The organism is Bradyrhizobium sp. 33ap4, assembly GCF_032654765.1.
Lineage (GTDB): Bacteria > Pseudomonadota > Alphaproteobacteria > Rhizobiales > Xanthobacteraceae > Bradyrhizobium > Bradyrhizobium australafricanum.
This window is the reverse complement of record NZ_JAUMTJ010000007.1, coordinates 152,125-173,980: the sequence shown is the minus strand read 5'-3', so window position 1 is coordinate 173,980 and position 21,856 is coordinate 152,125. Positions and strand designations below refer to the sequence as shown.

The window sequence follows — 21,856 nt, the reverse complement described above, 5'->3', positions numbered from 1 at the left end:
GCCGCATTTCCAGCGCGTGTTGACGACGTTTCCCGGAAGCCTATGGTGCCCCCATGAACGAGACAACCGACACCAAACCGAAGGCCGGCGCGATCATCGTGCCGGTGACGCTGTTCGAGCAGAACTGCACCATCATCTGGCACGAGCCCACCAAGAAGGCCGTGGTGATCGACCCGGGCGGCGACGTGCCGAAGATCCAGGCCGCGATCAAGCAGACCGGCGTGACGGTCGAGAAGATCTGGCTGACCCACGGTCATATCGACCATGTCGGCGGCGCTGCTGAACTGCGCGATGCGCTGCAGGTCAAGATCGAGGGCCCGCACATCGCCGACAAATATCTGCTCGACAATGTCGTCTCGAGCGGCGCGCGCTTTGGCATGACCGGGGTACGCAATTTCGGGCCAGACCGCTGGCTCGATGAGGGCGATCAGGTCTCGATCGGCGACCTCACCTTCGACATCCTGCACTGCCCCGGCCACTCACCGGGCAGCGTGGTGTTCTTCAACAAGGAGCTGCGCTTCGCCCATGTCGGCGACGTGCTGTTCGCCGGCTCGGTCGGACGCACCGATTTGCCCGGGGGCAGCCATCCGACGCTGATCCAGTCGATCAAGGACAAGCTGCTGCCGCTCGGCGACGATGTCGGCTTCATCTGCGGCCATGGCGCCGGATCGAGCATCGGCCAGGAGCGGATGACGAATCCGTTCCTGACCGGCGAGATGTAGCTACTTCATCAGCCCCGCGGCGGTGAGCGCCCGCGTGATGACGCCGCCGACATCGACACCCTTGCTCCGTCGCTTGCGCGGCCGATCGCTCTTGCGGCCGGATGCCACCTCCGGCTCGGCCGCGGGCACCGGTACCGTCATCGAAACCGTGTCGGCGCGCTCGCGCGGAATTCCGGTCGGCGCGATATGCGGCTGACGGACCTTGTCGGTCAGGCCGAAGAAGCTCGCGATGTGATAGGAGGAGGAGATCCCGGCCTCGATCAGGAACGCGCCCTCCACGCCATAGCGCTCGTCATTGTCGGCAAGCCCGAGCGGCGTGCCATGCGCCATGTCGGCGATGGTGTAGGACTCGACCAGCGTTTCGCCGTCGGCGTTCCACCACACCTCGCGCGGATGGCCGTCGACATCCGCCTTCGACATCGCGGCAAGCGGCAGGCCGTGCACGTCGAGCCACTGCCGCACGATTGCATCGGCATTGCCGGGATGCACGGTGCGGTCGGCACTGCCGTGCCACACCGAAATCTTCGGCCAGGCGCCGCCATGCGTCGACGCGTTGCGCACCAGACCGCCGAGCTCGGGCGCGGAGAGCGCGCTGCCATGCATCATCGCGTGCAGCGCTTCGCGCAGATCGGCGGCGACGCCGAACGGCAGGCCGGCGATGATGGCGCCGGCCGCGAACACATCCGGATAGGTCGCGAGCATGACCGAGGCCATCGCGCCGCCGGCGGACAGACCCGTCACATAGATGCGGCGCGGGTCGATCTCATGCGTGCCGACCAGATGCGCGATCATCTGCCTGATCGACGCGGCCTCGCCCTGCCCGCGCGCGATGTCTTGCGGGTTGAACCAGTTGAAGCAGGTGTTGCCGTTGTTCAACGCCTGCTGCTCCGGCATCAGCAGTGCGAAGCCGTAATGCGCCGCAAGCGCCGACCAGCCGGCGCCGAGATCGTAGGACGCTGCAGTCTGGCCGCAGCCATGCAGCACCACGACGAGCGCGGGTGACCGCGCCAGCTGCGCGGGCACGAACGAGAACATCTTCAGATCGCCGGGGTTGATGCCGAATTCGGTCGTCTCGACGAGCGGCGTCGGCACGGCCGGCGCGAGTGCGCCAAGGCCGCTGAACGCGTTCATCTTCGGCAGATGACGCAGAAATTCGACGTTGTTGATCAGGGACAACAGCAACTCCTGAGGTGATTTAGTCTTCTGTGTCACCCGATCAGATAATTGCTGCACTGCAAAATGAAAAGGCCGTGTGCTGTCTTTCCCTGCGGAATTTGTGAGAATCGGCGTTAATGCGTGATCGCGCTGCGAGCCGGCCGAAATAGTTGCCATAGCACCTTGTTTGAGCACCAACTTTTCAGGAATGCGCGCCGCGTGGCGCCGGATTCACGCCGTGGCGCGGCGCATCCATGACAGAAATGCGGCTGAAATTGCGATCGACAGCACAAACAATGCGCATGCCGCAAACAGCGCCAGACGTGCTGACATCGTACTCTCGATTGCGAAGAAGACTGCGCCGATCGCGGCAACGCCGGCCGCGTTGCCGATCTGCGTCGTCGTGCCGTACATGCCGGAGCCGGCACCGGCGCTGGCGGGCCGCACGCTCGCGAGCACCGCGCTCGACAATGGCGCCATGACAAGCCCCTGGCCGTAGCCGAAGATCATCAGCGCCAGCGCGAGCAGCAGTGCCGACGGTGCCGCGACCACCTCAATTGTCGCGACGAGCACGGCGAGACCGACGATCTGCAGCGCACAGCCCTCGATCAGCACCAGCGTGCCGCGATGCCTTGCGCGCACGCCGCTGTGACGCGAGGCAACCACGAAGGTCAGCGCCAGCGGCACGAACACCAGCCCGGCCCGTAGCGGCGGAATCTGCAAGCCCTTCTGCATGAACATGGTCATGATCAGGTAGAACGACAGGTTGGCGAAGAAGAAGAAAAACACCGCGACCAGGCCGCGCATGAAGGCGCGATCCGACAGCAGCGACAGATCGATCAGCGGCATGCCGCCGCGGCGCGCGACGGACCGCTCGAGCCGCACGAAGGTCGCGATCACAGCGATGCCCACGGCCATCACCAGCCAGACCCATGCCGGCCAGTTGAGATCATGGCCAAACAGCAGCGGACCGATCAGGCACAGCAGGCCCGCGAACAGCACGATCGCGCCCGGGATATCGAGCCGCGTGCCGGCCCGGCGCGGCACCGTCGGCATGATCTTCAATGCCGCCGCGATGATGACGACGCCGCACGGCACGTTGACGAAAAACACCGCGCGCCAGCCGAGCCCGGCGAGGTCGAGCGTCACCAACACGCCGCCGAGCATGAAGCCGGCGGCGCCGGCGAGCCCCAGCACGATGCCGTAGATGCCGAACGCCCGCGCGCGGGCGGCGTCCGAGAACAACAGATGCAGCGTCGCCAGCACCTGCGGCACCATCAGCGCCGCGGTCGCACCCTGCGCCAGCCGGGCGATGATCAGCTCTGGTCCGGACTGCGCGAGACCACACCACAGCGAGGTCACCGAGAATCCGGCGACGCCGGCGATGAACACGTTCCTGGTGCCATGGATGTCGCCAAGCCGGCCGCCGGTGACCACCAGCGTGGCATAGGCGATCAGGTAGATCGCGATCACGGCCTCGATCTCTGCCGGCGTCGCGTGCAGCTCCGCCGCGATCGTCGGGATCGCGACGTTGACGATGAAGGCATCGACCCCGAACATGAATTGCGCCGACACTACGATCGCCAGCACCCACCAGCGGCGGGACGTGTCCGCTCGCGTCGAAACGATCTGGTGCATGTCCTGTCCTGCCCGAAATGACGTTATAGCGGACATCAGCAGATTCCGGTCATCGCTTCGATTACCTGCGAGGTAAGCCCGGGATCACAGACGCTCGAGCCCCGGCTGCCAATTTGCGTTGACGCGCTAGGAAACATTCCGGACGGCGGCAATCGCCGCCGATTTGCGCAACAACCATGCGACCGCCGCAACCCCCGAGCATTGCCTTGCCCCGGGCCACCCCGTAGGTTGGCGGAAAGCCCCCGATAACAATAGTCCGGAGAGAACGACCCATGGCGCGCCTCAAGTTCGGAGCCTTCCTCGCCCCGCATCACCCGATCGGCGAGCATCCGATGCTGCAATTCCGCCGCGACCTCGATTTCGTCGAGCAGCTCGACGCGCTCGGTTACGACGAATTCTGGTGCGGCGAGCACCACTCCTCGGGCTGGGAGACCATCGCCTCGCCGGAAATGTTCCTGGCCGCCGCCGGCGAGCGCACCAAGCGCATCAAGCTCGGCACCGGCGTGGTCTCGCTGCCCTATCACCACCCCTTCAACGTCGCGCAGCGCATGGTGCAGCTCGACCACATGACCGGCGGCCGCGCCATCTTCGGCTCCGGCCCCGGCGCGCTCGCTTCCGACGCCCACACGCTCGGCATCGACCCGATGACCCAGCGCGATCGCCAGGACGAGGCGATCGCGGTGATCCGCCGCCTGTTCAACGGCGAGCGCGTCACCGCCAAGACTGACTGGTTCGAGATGCACGACGCCGCGTTGCAGATCCTGCCGCTGCAGGAGGACATGCCGTTCGTGGTGGCCTCGCAGATCTCGCCGTCGGGCATGACGCTCGCCGGCAAATACGGCATCGGCATCATCTCGCTGGGCTCGATGTCGACCCAGGGCTTGATGGCGCTGCCGCAGCAATGGCAGTTCGCCGAGGATGCCGCCAAGAAGGCCGGCACCACGGTGAGCCGCGCCAACTGGCGCGTGCTGCTGTCCTGGCACATCGCCGAGACCCGCGAACAGGCGCGGCGCGAGGCCGGCGCCGGGCTGATGCGCTGGCACAACGAATATAACGTCGGCACCCTGATGCGGCCGGGCCTGACCGCATTCTCCTCGCCCGATGAGGCCGTCGACAAGACCGCGTTCGTCGAAGGCGCCGCGTCCACCATCGGCACGCCGGATGATCTGATCAAGATGATCAAGAACCTGGTCGATGTCTCCGGCGGCGTCGGCTCGATCATCGGCTTCGCGCACGACTGGGCCAATCCGGAAAACACCCGCCGCAGCTGGGACATGGTCGCGCGCTATGTCGTGCCCGAGATCAACGGCTATATCGACGGCCTGCGCAAGTCGCGCCAGTTCCTGATCGACAACCGCGCCGCGTTCGAGCGCGCCGGCCAGGCTGTCATGGCCAAGATCATGCAGAACGACAAGGCCGCCGCCGCCCTCCAGCAAACCGGCCCCGGCCGCGTCGCGATCCCCGCTGTGAACGCACCGGATCTTACTAAGGCCGCGGCTAAACAGAAGGCGTGATTTGTGATCCTTCCTGGAGGAAGAAAAAGCGCTGGAGGAAGAAAGAACGCCAGCTCGCGCCACACCCACCGCCGTCGTCCCGGCGCAGGCCGGGACCCATACGCCGCGGCGGGTGTTGTGAAAGGGGCTCGTCCTTCCAGCATTGGGCAACAATCACCATTCGTGGTTATGGGTCCCGGCCTGCGCCGGGACGACGGTGGGGATGGTTTGCGCTTCAAACGCCAAACAATGCGGCGTCATCACCCGCACATGCCGCATGCGAGTGAGACCATTCGAATGTGTCAAGGTCGTAAGCCTGATGACCTCGCGCGACCAACTCTTCGATCGCGGACGATTTCTCCGTTCCAGACATGCCCGTGATCAAGACGCACTTCATACTTTCTCCTCGCCCTGAAGGAATCGGCAGTGCACGCTATGGATTGCTTCCGCCTTCGCCAAGGCTTCAGCGGACAAGTCGCTCCGCTCGCAATGACGGATACTGCTACCCCGCCCCCTGATCGAACGCCTTGCGCAGCGCGACGTAGCCGGCCTGCTGCTGGCTCCAGTTGCGGCCGCCGGTGATGGCGCCGTCGATGACGAGGTCATGGCCGTTGATGAAACTCGATTCGTCGCTCGCCAGGAACACCGCGGCATGCGCGATGTCGTCGGGCAGTCCGGCGCGCGGGATCGGCTGCGCCGCCTTGTAGACCTCGCGCATCACGGCCGCGGTCTTCTCGGCTGCTTCCGTCGACAATCCGAGCGCCTTGCCGAAAATGCCGGTGGCGATCGCGCCGGGCGAGATCGAGTTGACGCGGATGCCGGACTCGCCGAGCTCCATTGCCACGCATTTGGTGAAATGGATCACCGCGGCCTTCGCGGCGCCATAGACCATCGACGACGAGAAGCCGGCGAGCCGTCCGGCGATGCTGCCATTGTTGATGATACTGCCGAAGCCCTGTTTGCGCATGTAGGGCGCGGCATGCTTCATGCCGAGCATGACGCTGCGCACCAGCGTCGCCATCGCGGCGTCGAACCGCTCGACGTCGAGGCCTTCGATGCCCCCGGTCTGCGCCGGGCCGCCGGCATTGTTGAACAGGCAGTCGATCCGGCCGAACTTCTCGACCGCAAGCGCGATCAGCGCCTGCATCTGTTCCTCGACCGTGACATCGGTCTGACGGAACACGCAGGTCTCGCCGAGCTGTTGCGCCAGTGCCTCGCCCTCCGGCGCGCGACGCCCGGCAATCACGACCTTCGCGCCCTCCGCGACAAAGATCTCCGCCGTGCGCAGCCCGATGCCGCTGGTCGCCCCTGTGATCACCGCGACCTTGCCGTCCAGCCGTCCCATGTCGGTCCCCTCAACTTACGTATGATGTTGCGGATATTCCCCAGCTCCTGCTGCCAATACAAGTACTTGCAAGCCGCCACGGTCGCGAGGTCCGCCTGTGGCCAGAAGGCCACTACTGCGGTTTTTCGGTCGCAGCGGCCTTATTTTGGGTCGCCTGTTCACGTGAACTGGAACGACCGATGGCGAAGTGGATCGACGATTTCAGGGCGTGTTGGCGGGGCGATGCCCAGCCGTCGGTGCGGCTTGCGGTCGCCTTCGCGGTGCTTTGTCTCGTTTTGGCCACGGCCGCGCGCTTCGGGCTCGCCCAGATCCGGCCGGATGTGTTCTTCACGCCCTATTTCCCGGCGGTGTTCTTTGCCACCGCCCTTGGCGGTTTCCGGATCGGGATCGCGACCGCGCTGGCGAGCGGCCTGCTCGGCGTCGTGCTCAATTTCAGCGGCGCGCACGCCGATCCGGCGCGCTTTGCGCTGCTGATGATCTTCTGGGTTGTGTGCGGCATCGCGATCTGGGGCGTCGAGCATTACCGTTCCCTGGTCGCACAGCAGCGCGAAGTTTCCAAACGGCTGATCGAGGAAGAGCAGTACCGCAAGGTGGTGGTCGACGAATTGCAGCACCGGCTGAAGAACAAGTCCTCGACCATTCATGCCGTACTGCATCAGGCGCTGCAGGACCGGCCCGATGTCTGGCAGCGCATCGACCATCGCATCCGCGCGCTCTCGGCAACCGACGATCTGATCGCGCGGGTCGACGGCTATGGCTGCGATATCAAGGATTTGCTGCGCTCGGAACTCGGGCCCTACGGCCACGTGCGGTTCAACCTCAATGGCGAGCAGCTGTTCCTGCCCGCCAAGCTCGCCGTCTCGCTGGCGCTGATCTTCCATGAGCTTGCAACCAACGCCGGAAAATACGGCGCCTTCTCCTCGCCGCGCGGATTTTTACAAGTGTCATGGACGGTCGACGACGGACGTCTCAACGTGATCTGGGACGAGACCGAGGGACCGGTGGTCGAGGCGATCGGCGAAGCCGGCTTCGGCACCAAGCTGCTCAAGTCGGCGCTGCGGCCGTTCGACGGCAAGACCGAGATCAGTTACCTGAAGACCGGTGTTCACTGCACCATGCAGTGCAAGCTTCCGAGCTGTTGATAAGTCGGCTTTCCGGCACACGCGACATGTGTTGATGCAACCGCGCGCTGCGCAATCGCTTTCAGCAGCGGTCGCAGCCGACATTGATACTCTGTTAATGACGATTGCCGCGACGGCTTGCGAAAGCCGTCGCGGTCTCATTCTGTCACGGCATTTCGCAGGTCCGCTTAACCAAAACTACAACGGACTTTGCCAAGGTCGGCGCATGCACAGTCTCACCAGACACGATTTTCAGGCGGGCGCGGCAGTGCCCGGCCAAGACGATATTTCCGGCAATGAATTGCGTATCCTGCGCGACCTTCTCCAACTCCTTCCGGCGGGAGTGACCGTCCAGGACGAGCAGGGCCAGATCATCCTGGTGAATGAAGCAGCCGCGAGCCAGCTGCAGCTGGCCGCCAGCGCGAGCCAGCCGTCCCCGGTCGACGAGCGCCACGCCGCCAACCTGGACCTGCTGCGCAGCGGCCGTCCGGTGGTGCTCGAGGAAACGCTCTCCTGCGGCGCATCCAAATACGTGTTCCTGACCTCGCACCGGCCCGTCCGGATCGCCGGTCGCAATCTCCTGATCTCGACCTCGACCGACATCAGCGAGCAGAAGGCGTTCGAGGACCAGCTGTTCCGCTCGGCCTATTACGACGAGCTGACCGGCCTGCCGACCCGCCGGGTGATCGAGCACCGCGTCAACGGCTTGATCCGCGACGATTCGCAAGGCCATTTCGCGCTCGCCTTCCTCGACGTCGACAACTTCAAGCACATCAACGACTATTACGGCCACGCGATCGGCGATGCGCTGCTCGTTGAGCTGTCGAAGCGACTCGGCCACGCGCTGCGCGACACCGATATCCTGTCGCGCATCTCCGGCGATGAATTCCTGCTGCTGCTCAACCCGATCAGCGGCAATGACGAAGTCGCCGAATTCATCCATGTCATGCAGGAGCGGCTGAAGGCGCCGTTCTTCATCGAGGACTCCGAGATCTTCGCCTCGACCTCGATCGGCGTCAGCCTCTATCCGATGCATGGCCGGAGCTACGAGGCGCTGCGCCAGAACGCCGACATCGCGATGTACCGCGTCAAGAACAACGGCAAGGGCTCGACCGCGTTCTTCGACAACAGCATGGAGCGCGAGGCGCTGGCGCGGATGAAGATCGAGCAGTCGCTGCGGCTGGCGATCCTGGAAAAGCGCTTCTGCTGCGCGTTTCAGGCCAAGGTCGATATCCGCACCCAGGAGGTGAAGGGCATCGAGGCGCTGGTGCGGCTGCGCGACGACGAGGGTGTGATCCAGGCGCCGGGCACCTTCATCGATCTCGCGGTCGAGCTCGGCCTGATCGACGAGCTGACGTTCCTGGTGCTGGCGGAGATCGTCAAGTCGATCGACGTGATCAACGACGCGTTCGGTCCGACGGCGACGATCAGCATCAATGTCGCCGCCAAGCAGGCCTCCAACCTCGAATTCATGCGCCGGTTCGCGCGCGCGCTCGAGGAGACCGGCTTCCCCAAACGCTTCATGATCGAGGTAACCGAGGACGCGTTCGTGACGCGGTCGCATTTCCAGGACCAGATCCTGCCGATCCTGCGCGGCATCGGCGTCGGCATCTCGATCGACGATTTCGGCATCGGCTATTCGTCGCTGTCGGCGCTCGCCGATATCACCGCCGACGAGATCAAGATCGACCGCTCCTTCATCACCGACATCCATCAGCGGCCGCGCAGCCAGGGCATCTTGCGCGCGATCGAATCGCTGAGCGAGGCGCTCGGTATGACCGTGATCGCCGAGGGTATCGAGTCCTACGAGGAGCTCACCTATCTGCAGGCGGCGACCAAGATCCGCTATGCCCAGGGCTATTACTTCGCCAAGCCGATCTTCCTCGAGGATTTGAAGCCGGCGACGCCGGTCGCCAGCGAAACGCGCGCCAGCATGGCCGCGCGCCCCGCCCAGGAAGGCCGCCAGGGCTATTCGCGCGCCAGCGGCTTCCGGCGGTAGGGGCGCGACGTGACTGCGCTCCCTCTCCCGCTTGCGGCGGAAGGTTGAGGTAGAGGTTTCACCACGAGTCAAAACTGGGGAGAGAGCCCCCACCCGCCGCGCGCTGCGCGCACGTCGACCTCCCCCGCAGGCGGGAGAGGTAAGAACGCGAGACCACTGCAGACGCCCTACTTCTCCAGCACCGCCAACGGCTGCACGCCGTTATTCGCGGGACCGGCCTGCATCGTGATCAGCATCATCGAGACCATGTCGTAATAGCCCATGATGGCGATGATATCCGTGATGCCGCGCTCGCCGAATTTATCCAGCGCCGCCTTGTAGACAGCGTCGCTGACCTCCTTGTCGCGATAGAGCGCGATGCCGAGATCGTACAGCGCGGCCTCGTCGTCCTTCATGCTCTCGGGCCGCGTGCCCTTGGCGATCGCGTCCGCGATTTTCGGATCGAGCCCGCCCTTGATCGCCAGCGGATGGTGCGCGGACCATTCATATTGCGCGGTCCAGTGCCGCGCCGTGATCAGGATCGCCATTTCGCTGAGCCGCGCCGGCAGCGAGGTATTCCACCGCAGATACTCCGACAGGTTCGACAGCTTTGGTGCCAGATCGGGATTGCGGATATAGGCGCGGTAGGGCGGCGCGGTGAATTTGGCATTGCGCGGCGGCGCGCTGATCATGTCGGCCCAGGCCTTTTGCGCCGGCGACAGCTCCTCCGCCTTCAGCGGCGCGAAGCGCACGGCGTCCTCAGCCCGCACGGCCGACACCGACAATGCCAGCGCCGCCAAGATCCCTGCTCCGAATATTGTTCTCATTGTTGTTCTCCCTTTTCGGTGCAGGCGTCTTTGCGCCCTGCCCGGTCGCGCGAGATTAATTGCCGTCGCGATGGATGCAATGAGGTGCCAGCTGTCGTTCGGTGCCGGCCGCCGGTGAAGCGCCTCGTCACGGCAGGCGCGCGGTTAGGCCACACCTACCGCAGCGCCGGGCGGCGGCGTATATAAAGAGCAGTCCCAAGCGGCGCGAAGGTGTCAGCCATGCAGCCTGTATCTATCCTCCTGAACATCCTCTGGATCCTGATCGGCGGCGCGTGGCGCGTGGATGGCGTTCGGCTGGCTGGTCGCCGCCGTGATCATGGCTGTGACCATTATCGGGCTGCCCTGGGCGCGCGCCGCCTTCAACATCGCCGTCTACACGCTGCTCCCGTTCGGCTCGCGTGCGGTGCGCCGCGATGAGGTGACCGGCGCATCCGACATCGGTACCGGACCGCTCGGCGTGATCGGCAATCTGATCTGGTTCATCCTGGCCGGCTGGTGGCTCGCGATCGGCCATGTGATCACCGCGATCCTGCTGGCGGTGACCATCATCGGCATCCCGTTCGCCTGGGCGCATCTCAAGCTTGCCGGCATCGCGCTGTGGCCGATCGGCAAGGTGATCGTGCCGGCGTGACGCTGGCCAGGCCGTCGACGGCTAGTGTCCCGAATCCGAAGTTCGCAACATTTGCCGCACCTTCGGAGCGAACTTCGGATTCGATAAGGACACTAGCAAACTTATGATTCTAGTGTGCTTTATGAATGCGAAGTTCGTGAAAGTGGCTGCCGCGAAATCGCACGAACTTCGCATTCAGCACACTAGAGCCAATCCTTCGTGGTCTGGCTGCAAGCCTGGTAGTCGCGCCGCCAGACGAAGCCAGCGCCGCCACACGGCGGGCGCGGGCGCGAGGTGGCGGGACACTCATTCCTGACCCGCGCGGCGGTGCCCCAGCCGTCGATCACGCAGGCACCTCGTGAGGTCCTGTGGCAACCGTCACCGCATCCCTCTGCGGCGTTGGCCGGGGTCAAGCCGAGGAAGGCACCGGCTGTCAGAAGCGTGATCAAACCTGCTCTCATGATGTTCTCCATCGAGCTGTCGGTCGTGCTGCTCCATTCGCGGCACAAGCGTAGGCGATCTCTGTGCCGCTTGCCACCGATTCCGCGCACAAATTCTGGTGTCGGGGGCTCAGCGCGCCGCTTCGCAGCCGGGGATGTCGAACACGGCGGTCAGGCCGCAGGGCGAATTGAGCATCTTGCCGCCGGCATGACCGACGCCGGGCACATCCCACACGCTGTGGTTCGGCGCGCCGTTGTCGCGGGCCTGCATCGCGGCGACATAGGAATGCCCGCGCGCGTAACGGTACGGCCCCTCGGCCTCCGCCATGCAGGATTTGTCGAGCGCGGGATGATTGGGGTTGGTGTCGAGCGTTCCGAGCAAATAGATCACGCGGCGCGCGACATAGGCCTGCTCCAGCGCAGCCGGCGAAGGCTCGGCAAGATAGGGCGGGCGGTCGTCCATACCGAATTTCCAGCTGTTGTAGCCATGGCAGTTCGCCGCGATCGCGGGCTCCGGCCGCTCCTTGGTGAAATAGGCGTAGGAGGACGGATTGGCGACCACATAGCGCACGCCGATGCCCTCGCGCAGCAGCAGCTGATCGCCCTTCACCGCGATCGCATAGCGCTGCACCACCTGGCCGCCGCCGGAATGACCGAACACGACGACCTGCTGCAGGTTCGGAAACAGCTTGCGGTCGCCGAGCTTCGCCAGGATGGCATCGAGCGCCTCGAACGAGCTCGCCGCGCTCGGCGCGAGCGCAGGCTCGCCGCCCTGCCAGCCATAGAGGCTCCAGCGCAGCGTCTCCGCCGGCAGCTTGAAGGCCTCGACGTCGGACTCGATCAGGAATTGCGGCGCGATCATCAGCGCATGCTCGCCGGCATCGCCGGCCGCGGCCTGCGCGCTCAGCGCCGCGCGAAAATAGTCGTCGGCATTGCGCAGCACGCCATGCAGCACGAGCACCGCGCGCGTAACATCCGGCAGCGGGTTGGACCAGTCGGCCGAGAGGTAGAGCGGAAAGCTCGCTTTGCCGACGGCAATCCGCGCATTGGCGATCTCCTTGACCGGTTTCCGGTCGCGCTCGGTCTGTGCCTGCGTCGCGGACGCCGCGGGTACGTGCGCCGCCGCCACGACGAGCAATGCCGCGGCCGCAAGCCAGGCCCGGTGATGCATGGTTCGACTCCGTTGCTGCCGCGAGCTCGGCTGGATCATGGCGCGTCCGGCGCAGATTCACCCGTGAATTTTCGGAAAGCTTCCGCACCCGCACCTCAGGCCACGAGCCGTCCATGATTGTTGGCGGCGAGGATCGGGCGGATCAGGCGGCCGAACCGCTCGGCCTCCTCGTCGTGCAGATAACCGGACAGGCAGAAGGAGTGGCAACCGGCATCGATGAACTGCTGCAAGGTCGCGGCGCATTGCGCGGGATCGCCGACCACCGCGATGCCGGCGCCGGGCCGCACCTTGGTGATGCCGGTCCACAGATGCGGCATCAGGAGATCGCCGTAGTCGCGCGCGAGCTGCTGCACGCGCTGGTTGGCCTCCGAGCGATTGTAGAGCGTCTTCATCTCCTGCTTCTGCCGCTCGGTGGCGTGGCGCACCAGCTGGTCGGCCGCCTCCCAGGCATCTGTCTCGTTCTCGCGGCAGATCACCTGCAGCCGCATGCCGAAGCCGATCGCATCCTCGCGGTCATGCGCCCGCGCCATCCGCCGGATCTCGGCGATATTCTCCGCGATGCGTTCCGGCAGGTCGCCCCAGAACAGATGAACATCGGAATGCTTCGCCGACACCTCCCAGGCCTGCCGCGAGCCACCGCCGAGATAGAATTTCGGGAACGGCTGCTGCAGCGGCCGCGGCCTGATATGCGCGCCGGAGATCGTGTGAAACCTGCCCTGGAAATGCACCGGGCCGCGCGTCGTCCACAGCGCCTTGAGGATCGAGACCTCCTCCTCCATCAGCGCGTAGCGTTCCTCTTTGGCATAGCGCACGCCCTCGGCCTCGACCTCACTCTCGTTCTGGCCGGCGATCAGATTGATGCAGATCCGCCCGCCCGACATCTGGTCGAAGGTCGAGATCATCTTTGCCATCAGCACCGGGTTGATATAGCCGGGCCGGGCCGCAATCAGCGGCTTGATCCGGCTGGAGCGCGCCGCCATGAAGGCGCCCGTGATCCAGGCCTCCCAGCACACCGAGCCTACCGGGATCAGCAGATACTCGAAGCCGGCGTCCTCAGCGGCCGCGACCACGCGCTCGCAGAGTTCCGGCGAACCGGCGATCTGGGCCTCCATCAGCCCATAGGCCGTGGTGTCGCCATGCGTGGGCAGATACCAGCCGAATTCCAGCGGACGCATGGGCAAACTCCCTCGAAAGACGGCCTTTCTTCGTGGCCTGTCATATTGTCGGGAGGCAGTTTACAGCCCTTAACCAGTTGGACAACGCCGTTGCCGACGCGGAGCCAATCAGCTAAATGAACCCCTGCACGCACCCGTAGCTCAGCTGGATAGAGCGTTGCCCTCCGAAGGCACGTGTCAAGCCGGCAGATGTGACAGGCGCGTCAGAAAGAGGATTGAAATGCAAAGGTTTGCGAGGGCCGCGCGCAGGAGCTCAACACCTGCCAAAGCTCACGTAAGCACCGCGTAAGCAGTCAGCACCCGTAGCTCAGCTGGATAGAGCGTCGCCCTCCGAAGGCGAAGGCCACACGTTCGAATCGTGTCGGGTGCGCCATTTCATCACAAGGCCAAGCACCAAGCTTCGAGAGCTGACGCGAGCTACCAGGGGAGTATCCCGGGGCTGCATGCTCAAACGTGTCACGCTCCGTGCCCGACTCGCACCCGGACCTGACCTTCATGTCATGCTCCGGCACCTTCCATCGCGACCGGATACTGCTGAGTAGCGACGGCCGGCTGGCAATCTCGGATTGGCTCACGCAGCTCCAAGGGCTTGCAGCCCCTGTCTCGCCAGGAGCAAGCTGGGCCGGCGTTTTCCCGACTAACACTGGCTAGGAGCGAACAACGGTGGAAATACCGATACCTTCGCATGCGCGGCGCGTCACGCGCGAAGAGCTGTACCGGATGGTCTGGGATAAGCCGATGATCCGGCTTGCCGAGGAATTCGGAATCACCGGAAACGGTCTGGCCAAGGTCTGCGACAGGCTGGACGTGCCCTATCCTCCGCGCGGCCACTGGGCCAAGAAGGAAGCCGGAAAGCCAGTCGTCACACTTAAGCTTCCACCTCGGCGGGACGGGATCCCAAGCGCGGCAGATATCCACCCTACGCCGCCAAAGCCGGCGCCTTCCCCTGCGGCTATACAAGCCGCCGCGACGGTGGCCAATCGCATTCGTAATGTCGCGGTACCTGAGCGCAACGACGACCTTCACCCACGCGTACAGGTGTGGATCGCCGGTCACAGGAAGCGCCAGAAAGAGCGCGAGCTGGAGAACAGGAATCGCCGTCGGGACATCGGTTGGGCGTCACCCTCGATCCCTGATCTGACCGAGCGCGATCTGTATCGTTTCAGAGCCACCAGCGCGATATTTTATGCAGTTGAAAAGGCTGGCGGCACAATCGAGAAATCACCAGCGTCAGGCAAGATAACGTTCTTGATCGACGGACACCAAGTCGAGTGCTCAATCGTTGAAAAGATGGTGCAGTCTCTCAAGCAATGGGAAGAGCAACGCAAATGGACTGCGTTCACCGAGTATTGCAAGTCGGGACTGGATTCTTCGGGCTTTCTGCGAGTCAGCATCACGACCTACTTGCAAGGTCGGCGGCCTGAGTGGGTCGAATCGCAAAGGATCAAAATCGGACAACTCATGCCAACTATCGTCGGCGCGATAATGGCGGCAGGACCGACCCTTGAAAAGATGAAGCGCGAACACGAAGAGCAGCAGAAGCGCTATCGTGAAGAGGAAGCGCGCCGTTACGAAGCCCGTCAATTGCGGGAAATCGACGAGAAGCGCTGGAACAAGTTTCGCGAGTATGCCGTCAATTGGGAACAGCGGGAGAGATTGCTGACGTTTCTCGCGGAGGTCGAGGCTCGGCTCGCGACCGAGGGTGACGTCACGGTCTCAGACCGCACGCTGAGAGCATGGGTCGACTGGGCAAAGGCGAAAGCGGAAGCTCTCAATCCGTTTGGTGGGGGCGCTGTGGGGATGTTTGAGACCATTGCGAAGGTAAACCAATGGTCATAAGTGCCGCCGATCCACGACCAGTTAACATGGGTCAGACCGCTTGGCAGGTGTGGTAAGCTTTAGAATTCGAATAAGCAATATCGCGCAATAAAGAGATCTCAATAGCGCCCCCCGAAGGGGGTTCATCTCTTTCTTCGCCTGGCGTCGAGCCACTTTCGCTTGCGCGCCGCGCTATTCATCGCGAAATCCGTCCTCCGACCCCACGCTCAGAAGCTACGGCGCGGGCGGTGACTAGGGGCAACATTTGTTGCCGGTTCGAACGATCGGATACAATGAGAACAGTGCAGCGGCGGAGAGAGTGTCAGTCAACCCCATTTAAAGATAGATCATTTTTGACGTTCTTAAACCAAACCCACCGTTCGAGCTACGGCCGGAAATGGGATTTCGCTCCAACGAAGTCCGATCCGCTTATGGCCTGCACACATCATTCCTCCTGCGATGACTGTCGTCGAGCGCGCTGTCTTGTCGCGGTCTTTCGTTTGCAAGCTCACGAACGCAAGAGAACTGGCGTCGGCATAGCGCCAACGCCTGCGCGCAGCCTCTTCGATTTCTTCCCGGTCCAGTCTCTTCCGCCCCTTGTCCATGAACCTCCGCACACCCACGCGAGATAGCTGATCGTCGACATAACCGTCACCGTATGGTCCCGGGCTCCCTCAGTTTCGAGACGATCGCGCAGGAGACGAATGTAAGGTAGTCGTGGCAAATCATTGAAACCAGTACTTGCAATCTCGAAATTGCCGGTACAAGATTGCAAGCGCTAATTGCATTTCGATCGAATTGATTTTCAAGGTAACTCGATGGAGCGACCTGATGAATTGTATTTTCCTAGTTCCGGGGATCGAAGGCTCGCGGCTAAGTTTGGGTACGGAGGAAGTATGGCCTCCCACGGTGGGCGAGCTCATCAGCGGTTACAATCGCATTGATAAACTCATCAACCCAAGCGTCATCGCGACCGGCATTTGGGATGAAATCGTCATCGGCGGCTTGATCCACTATCCGGTTTACAAGCCGATCATGGACAAACTTGATGAGATTGCCGGGGAGTTGAACGCAAAGCGCGTCAACTTCTTTTATGACTGGCGGACCTATCTCTGGAAGTCGACACCTCCCTTCACAGCAAGTTCGGAGAGATTGGCTCAAGCCATTGAGAGCGCGGTCTCAAGTGGCGCGTCATCTGTCACTCTCGTCTGTCATTCCATGGGAAGCCTGGTCGCTCGGCTCGTCATCGAAAGCTCAAAGTATCGAAACACGAACTGGTTCTCCAAGATAAAGAAGGTCGTCTTCATTTGCGGCCCCAATCTCGGCGCACCGGTTGCGGTGGGGCGGGCTCTCGCTTGCGAGGGGTCATCGCTCGGCCTCACTGCCGCGCAACTGCAGCTAATTGAGAATGACCCTCGATATCCTGCTGGCTTTAAGTGCTTTACCGAGCCGGGAATAGACACGCTGTACGATGTCTCGTCAGGCTCTGCTGTCCCGGTCGACATCTACAGTGCTGCCGCGGACACGAGATACCAACTCAATCGGTCAAACGCTCAAGCCGCCACCGTATCTTGGGCTGAGCTGAAGGATATTGATAGTCATCCCAAGACGATTGAATATACGGCCATCGCAGGAACAGGATTAACGACATCGAATTCCTATCTCTTCAATGGACCGCGTTACGTGGAGACGATCACCGGAGATGGCGATGGCACCGTTCCAATATGGAGCGCTTCGGCGGGAAAGTATGCGGTTCACTACACCCTACAGGGCTCGCATGTCGACATCCTCGGCACTCCCGCGCTCAAGCAAACGCTTGATAAGATCTTTGGAATCGCGGTTGTGAGTGCGTTCGTTCAGGCTGCGCCCGGCGTCACGGTCAATGTCAACAAAAAGACGTTCAAACCCGATGAGCCGATGGAAATTCTTGTCATTCCCGACGCGCCGACGACCGACATCAATGGCCACCTGAAGCTCAAGTTTGTCGACGCATCTCGCGTCAAGAAGGCTGCGAACCTAGTACCGTACGGCACGGGTACCTCGTTAACATACAAAGGGCCGGCGACGACACATTTTCTGGCGAAGTTGACGGCACCGCATGTGCCTGGCGCATATATCTTAGCCTTCGAGGGAACGCACAAATCAAGCGAGGCCTCGAGCGCGGTCTTCTTCGTCAATGCTGCGACTCCGGTTACCGTACATTCGGGAGATAAGTCCTCCGGTGGTCCAGCAGGCAGCGCGCCTACGAGGCAAGCTCCTCGCAAATCCAAATCTAAGCGAAAATCATAAGCGCAAGAGCGCAAGCGTGCGCCGGCGGACACCTATTTGCGCGCCTGGGTTCGCGTAGCAGGTCACCAAGGAGTCCCGAAAATGGGCGGCAAAGCCCTGCTCGTTTTGATCTGCAACGCTTTCCCGAATACAGGAGGTCTTGTTGAACAGCGCAAGGAGTTCGACCGGGTACAACGGAGTCGTCAAGCCTCTAGAGGAGCAGACAAAGGCAGGGAGCCGCGCCATGAAAGGTGTTAGCCTAGTTGCTCTTGTTATCGTCTTGCTGGGCGGCCAGCAGGCGGTCCTTGCGAAGTCGTGTCCGCAGTTGGTGAATCCGGTCTGCGCGGTCAGTCCGGCGCGTCAATTGCAGACTTACAACAACAGTTGCGAGGCAGCCCGAGACGGCGCTCGGTTCTTGCATAAAGGAGACTGCTTCCCGACGTTCTGCGACCATCTCTGTCTTGTTCACGGCATCGTTGCGCAGGGTGTTTTTTCGGGGCGTGTGAAGACGTATGATAACCTGTGCTGGGCTGAGAAGAATTTTGCCCGCTATCTGCGCGATGGGGCATGCCCGCGGCCTTAACGCCGCCGCGCGGTAAGCAGTGGGCCATTGACGGAAGATTCACATAATTTATTCGACCGGATGGGCGTGATCGGGCTGAACCGCGGAGGATCGGCTCGGGCAGCACCGGATGATCCATTCCTCACCCGTCTGAGCACAACTGATCGTAGGAAGTCGGAGGCCAAGCGGTCTTAGGAAGACAACTATAACACTCAACTCCTTGGCTCACAGAACGACATGGCTACGATCCGACTTACGGAGGAGCGTGGATGTCGGACAACCCGGCGCGCAGTTTGGAGCGATGTTTCGTTTCAGGCCCGAACGGCCCTGAGACGAACGAGCTTGCGCGGATGCTCGCCGAGCGCGGCGTGGCGGTCACCACACCCTGGATGATCAAGTCCACTACACCGATCACTCAAGAGATTCTGCGCCTCATCGCCGCGTCCGATTTTGTAGCCGCCATCATCGGCGAGCGCGGCCGCGACAGCGTCATGTATGAACTCGGCGTAGCTCGCAGTCTCAGGAAGCCGGCATTCATTGTTCTCGCTGGTGGCCGATTGCCGTTCGATCTCTCCGGCATTTTGGTTCGAGCGGTCGAGCCGGGCCGAATAGCGGACGCCAGCGACGACCTGGATCGCTTCCTCCGAAACGCCAAGACCCCGCCTCCGATCGCCTCTGAGCCGCCTGCTGGAAAGGCAGTCGACTTGGGGTGGGCTCGTGCAGAGCTCGCCAGGATTCGGTCTGGCGCCCTGAACTCACGTGGGGAAATTTTCGAGTACTTGGTGCAGCGCGTGTTCGAAGCAGCCAGCGCGGACGTGACAATCACGGAGCGATCCGGCCTGCGGGAGAAAGTCGACTTCATTGTCTGGCTGAACGAGGTGGCATTCGAGGCCGGCGGGCCGATCCTGGTCGAGTGCAAGGTGCTCCGCGGCGGATCGGGCAGCGTGATCAAGAACGTCGAAGCCTACGTCAAACGCCTGGCGAAAACGGTCGACGAGAGTGACGCCAGCCTGGCCATGCTGGTCTTCGACCACGACCGGCCGCACGGGCCGCCCTCGCTCTACGAAACGCCGAAAGTCCTGTCATTTGCCGTTGATGACCTTATCGACAGCCTGGAGAAAGGCACGCTCGAGGCGGAAATCCTGCGTCGCCGCCGGCGCGCGGCGTTTATCCGCCGTCTAACGCGTGACGCTGGATACGGCTTGGATCGCGGCCGTGCTCGAGGAGATTGCGGCGACACCGATGGCCCAGCTCAAGGGCAAACGGCTGGAGGACCTTGTCCGAACGATCTTCGAGGCCGTGCCCGGGCTGAAATTTGAAGGCTCCAACCTCAAGAACGAATACGGCACCGATGAGATTGACCTCCTGTTCTGGAACGACAGCGCGCTGGACGGCGTCTACTTCCTCGACTGTCCCCTCATCATCGAATGCAAGAGTTCGGGAAAGCCAGTGTCCGGGCGGGACGTCCGCTACTTCGCAACGAGCTTGAAGGACAAAGGCCGGCGCAGTGGGGTTTTGGTGGCGCTGAACGGCATAACGGGGGACGAAGCAAGTATCTCTGCTGGCTACTTTCACCTGACGGCTGCACTTGGTGACGGCGTGGCTGTCCTGATGCTCACCGTCGACCACCTCCGCTCGTTCAAGTCCGGAGCTGACGTAGTGGCCGCCCTCCGCAAGGCGCTTACCGAGCTAGTGAAACGTCAGGTCCGCGCCAGCGAATCGAACAAGGACTGACTGGGTCCGGCCATCCATCGTCGGTGGCTATGAGCGGGGCCTTCCGAGCGCCGCAGCAGCAGCGGCCAGCCGCTCCACGGAACCCCTGTACTTGTCCGCTACCTCGGTCAGGAACCTGGCCTTCTCGGGCTCGCCCTCCGCCCAGGCCGTCCGTTGGCGGCGCCAGTCGGCGATCGGCACCATGTCAAAACCGGAATCGACCAACCGGCTTCGATGGAAACCCCGCAGCTGGGTCTGGATGTGAACGCTGTTGCGGGAGGCCTCCAGTCGCGTCAGCCCGGCTTGCCGCAGGACGTGGCGCATGTGCCTCTTCCCGCCGGCCATCATCTCGGAGATCGTCAGGCCAACGAAATGATCGAGGTCCGTCGAAGCCTTCGGCCCCGCCACCTCCCAGATTGTTGCAGGCTGAGGATAGTAGAGTCCGTCTGGCATCTCGAAGAAGGTGACGGGTTTGATCATGAAGTCGTCGGGCGATGAGCGGATCTCGACTTCAAAGTAGGTGGTGTGCGAGTCGATCCACGAGATGGTGAGCGCCTGGACCTGGGTATCATCGACGATGATCCCGTCCGGGCCCTTTAGGGCATCCAGGATGGCCTTCGCATAGTTGTCGACGTCGGCAGTTTCCGAGGTCTCCAAGATCGCCTGGACGTCCAGGAACAGTGTGATGGTGACCTGGACCTCGCCCCAGTAGACGAAGCGGTTAGTCAGCGCATCGTGTATCCGGTCTTGAAAAGCACGCCGGGCAGGTCCGCCACCGCCTCGGTGCGGGACGGGCGCGAAGTCGAAGCGCTGCCGCCATTCGCCGAACATCGGATTGACGCCCGCTTGCGCGCCGGTTGCTTCAATCTCGAACGGCTCGATGCCCCGCAACTCCCGTTCATCCATCGCCGGCCCTCGGAACTAATTTGCAGTATCAGCAGGACGTTCTAGTTCACGTTGGGGGTCGTACTTTAGAACTCCGTTGTCGATCGCGTCTGGCATTTGCCAAGAGCGGCGATAAGCTGCAATCAGCGATGCATAAATGGGCATGTTGACGCTCTTTTTCAGATTCGGGTCCGCTGTTTTGCATTGAATATGTAAATGTATCGATGTTCCTCCCACCATGTGGTGGGAGACCTTGCCGATTACATCGCCCGATTTAACGGATTGCCCCTCTTCGGCCGTTGGGTTCAGGTGAAGGTACAGGCAGTCCCATACCCTATCTTTGGTTATCACGTGAAGTTGCGTAGTCTTCTTTGGATCTGCGACAACATTGTATACGTCACCATCGAAAACTGCGACGATGTCATAGGTATTGTCTCTCGGTGCATCTGGCCGGATATCCACGCCCTGGTGAAGATTCGGCGGCTTCTTGCTCGGACACAGCGGCATAGGTCCGCCGGCGTGATGAGTTTCGCAAAGGGTATCAATCCAGGGATAGACAAATAGCTTTGGATCATTTTCCGGTTCGTTGTCGCCGCCACGGCGGTAGACTTGGCTATTCGCATAGGCTCGGAGCGGTGATTTACCGGCGCCTGCGTCCGGCCCCACGCGTATCGGAAAGGAGGTTAGGGGCAAATAAGCGTGCCGATCGGTAACCCCTTTGTCTCCCGGATGGGTCATGACGCCGGGAGAGTGATATTTGAACTGCTCCGTAGGCTGTTCGCAATGCGCGCCTGAGCCGCTCAAACAAGTAACGGCGCCAAGCCCGAAAACCGCTTTACAAAAATTCATTGAGGACGTCCTCCGAGAAAAACGAGACGATCTACAATCGCGCACTGCGCCGCACGGCTGCGGCAAAGTTCGAGCGCACCTTTGGA

Annotated in this window: 18 protein-coding genes, 1 tRNA gene and 1 pseudogene; 11 read left to right on the top strand and 9 right to left on the bottom strand. The window is 62.4% G+C overall.

From position 1 onward, the window contains the following. The first annotated feature begins 53 nt into the window (after nt 1-53). Complete coding sequence (locus tag Q2M23_RS07900; protein WP_057015387.1) at nt 54-722, top strand: MBL fold metallo-hydrolase; 669 nt, start codon at nt 54-56, stop codon at nt 720-722. Here the strand turns inward: Q2M23_RS07900 and Q2M23_RS07895 are convergent, their stop codons facing one another. Beyond that, nucleotides 723-1,898 carry a PHB depolymerase family esterase gene (locus Q2M23_RS07895; protein ID WP_316395254.1) on the bottom strand — a complete coding sequence of 392 codons (1,176 nt, stop codon included), beginning with the start codon at nt 1,896-1,898 and terminating at the stop codon, nt 723-725. A gap of 210 nt (nt 1,899-2,108) precedes the next feature. Further along, nucleotides 2,109-3,515 (bottom strand): MFS transporter, encoded by a 1,407-nt coding sequence (locus Q2M23_RS07890; RefSeq protein ID WP_316395253.1) that lies wholly within the window; start codon nt 3,513-3,515, stop codon nt 2,109-2,111. 272 nt (nt 3,516-3,787) lie between these two features. On the opposite strand from Q2M23_RS07890, the gene Q2M23_RS07885 reads away from it, so the two are divergent. Further along, complete coding sequence (locus Q2M23_RS07885; RefSeq protein WP_316395252.1) at nt 3,788-5,029, top strand: LLM class flavin-dependent oxidoreductase; 1,242 nt, start codon at nt 3,788-3,790, stop codon at nt 5,027-5,029. Nucleotides 5,030-5,510: 481 nt separating this feature from the next. Here Q2M23_RS07885 and Q2M23_RS07880 read toward each other — a convergent pair whose 3' ends face one another. Next, nucleotides 5,511-6,353 (bottom strand): glucose 1-dehydrogenase, encoded by an 843-nt coding sequence (locus Q2M23_RS07880; protein ID WP_316395251.1) that lies wholly within the window; start codon nt 6,351-6,353, stop codon nt 5,511-5,513. A 179-nt stretch (nt 6,354-6,532) separates the two neighbouring features. On the opposite strand from Q2M23_RS07880, the gene Q2M23_RS07875 reads away from it, so the two are divergent. Both Q2M23_RS07875 and Q2M23_RS07870 read left to right on the top strand, forming a co-directional pair. Continuing rightward, on the top strand, nt 6,533-7,495 hold the full coding sequence (locus Q2M23_RS07875; RefSeq protein ID WP_018269225.1) for a sensor histidine kinase: 963 nt from the start codon (nt 6,533-6,535) through the stop codon (nt 7,493-7,495). Nucleotides 7,496-7,700: 205 nt separating this feature from the next. After that, on the top strand, nt 7,701-9,473 hold the full coding sequence (locus tag Q2M23_RS07870; RefSeq protein ID WP_316395250.1) for a putative bifunctional diguanylate cyclase/phosphodiesterase: 1,773 nt from the start codon (nt 7,701-7,703) through the stop codon (nt 9,471-9,473). Between the two features lie 167 nt (nt 9,474-9,640). Here Q2M23_RS07870 and Q2M23_RS07865 read toward each other — a convergent pair whose 3' ends face one another. Beyond that, entirely contained in the window at nt 9,641-10,279 is a 639-nt protein-coding gene (locus Q2M23_RS07865; RefSeq protein ID WP_316395249.1) for a carboxymuconolactone decarboxylase, read from the bottom strand. Between the two features lie 219 nt (nt 10,280-10,498). Between Q2M23_RS07865 and Q2M23_RS07860 the strand changes: the two are divergent. After that, nucleotides 10,499-10,910 (top strand): annotated as a pseudogene (locus Q2M23_RS07860) (YccF domain-containing protein). A 182-nt stretch (nt 10,911-11,092) separates the two neighbouring features. Here Q2M23_RS07860 and Q2M23_RS07855 read toward each other — a convergent pair. The 3 genes from Q2M23_RS07855 to Q2M23_RS07845 form a co-directional block, all read right to left on the bottom strand. Further along, nucleotides 11,093-11,350: a GCG_CRPN prefix-to-repeats domain-containing protein gene (locus Q2M23_RS07855; RefSeq protein WP_156436045.1), complete on the bottom strand. Its 258-nt coding sequence runs from the start codon at nt 11,348-11,350 to the stop codon at nt 11,093-11,095. Between the two features lie 109 nt (nt 11,351-11,459). After that, entirely contained in the window at nt 11,460-12,500 is a 1,041-nt protein-coding gene (locus Q2M23_RS07850) for an alpha/beta hydrolase (RefSeq protein ID WP_316395248.1), read from the bottom strand. A 95-nt stretch (nt 12,501-12,595) separates the two neighbouring features. Further along, a complete protein-coding gene (locus tag Q2M23_RS07845; RefSeq protein ID WP_168856590.1) occupies nt 12,596-13,675 on the bottom strand; it encodes an LLM class flavin-dependent oxidoreductase in 1,080 nt (359 codons plus the stop codon). A 296-nt stretch (nt 13,676-13,971) separates the two neighbouring features. On the opposite strand from Q2M23_RS07845, the gene Q2M23_RS07840 reads away from it, so the two are divergent. From Q2M23_RS07840 to Q2M23_RS07815, 6 genes are all read left to right on the top strand, one after another. Beyond that, nucleotides 13,972-14,048: transfer RNA gene (locus Q2M23_RS07840), tRNA-Arg, on the top strand. Between the two features lie 290 nt (nt 14,049-14,338). Next, the gene (locus Q2M23_RS07835) at nt 14,339-15,514 is read left to right on the top strand and encodes a hypothetical protein (protein WP_316395247.1); all 1,176 of its coding nucleotides are present in this window, start codon (nt 14,339-14,341) and stop codon (nt 15,512-15,514) included. A gap of 810 nt (nt 15,515-16,324) precedes the next feature. Beyond that, complete coding sequence (locus Q2M23_RS07830) at nt 16,325-17,782, top strand: alpha/beta fold hydrolase (RefSeq protein WP_316395246.1); 1,458 nt, start codon at nt 16,325-16,327, stop codon at nt 17,780-17,782. Nucleotides 17,783-18,005: 223 nt separating this feature from the next. Then, complete coding sequence (locus Q2M23_RS07825; RefSeq protein WP_316395245.1) at nt 18,006-18,344, top strand: hypothetical protein; 339 nt, start codon at nt 18,006-18,008, stop codon at nt 18,342-18,344. A gap of 248 nt (nt 18,345-18,592) precedes the next feature. Further along, the gene (locus Q2M23_RS07820; protein WP_316395244.1) at nt 18,593-19,642 is read left to right on the top strand and encodes a hypothetical protein; all 1,050 of its coding nucleotides are present in this window, start codon (nt 18,593-18,595) and stop codon (nt 19,640-19,642) included. Continuing rightward, on the top strand, nt 19,566-20,057 hold the full coding sequence (locus tag Q2M23_RS07815) for a restriction endonuclease (protein ID WP_316395243.1): 492 nt from the start codon (nt 19,566-19,568) through the stop codon (nt 20,055-20,057). Before Q2M23_RS07820 ends, Q2M23_RS07815 begins: the two co-directional genes overlap by 77 nt. 27 nt (nt 20,058-20,084) lie before the next feature. On the opposite strand, the gene Q2M23_RS07810 is transcribed toward Q2M23_RS07815, so the two are convergent. Both Q2M23_RS07810 and Q2M23_RS07805 read right to left on the bottom strand, forming a co-directional pair. Beyond that, nucleotides 20,085-20,942: a RusA family crossover junction endodeoxyribonuclease gene (locus tag Q2M23_RS07810; RefSeq protein WP_316395242.1), complete on the bottom strand. Its 858-nt coding sequence runs from the start codon at nt 20,940-20,942 to the stop codon at nt 20,085-20,087. A 15-nt stretch (nt 20,943-20,957) separates the two neighbouring features. Then, nucleotides 20,958-21,770 (bottom strand): M23 family metallopeptidase, encoded by an 813-nt coding sequence (locus Q2M23_RS07805; RefSeq protein WP_316395241.1) that lies wholly within the window; start codon nt 21,768-21,770, stop codon nt 20,958-20,960. Nucleotides 21,771-21,856: the final 86 nt, after the last annotated feature.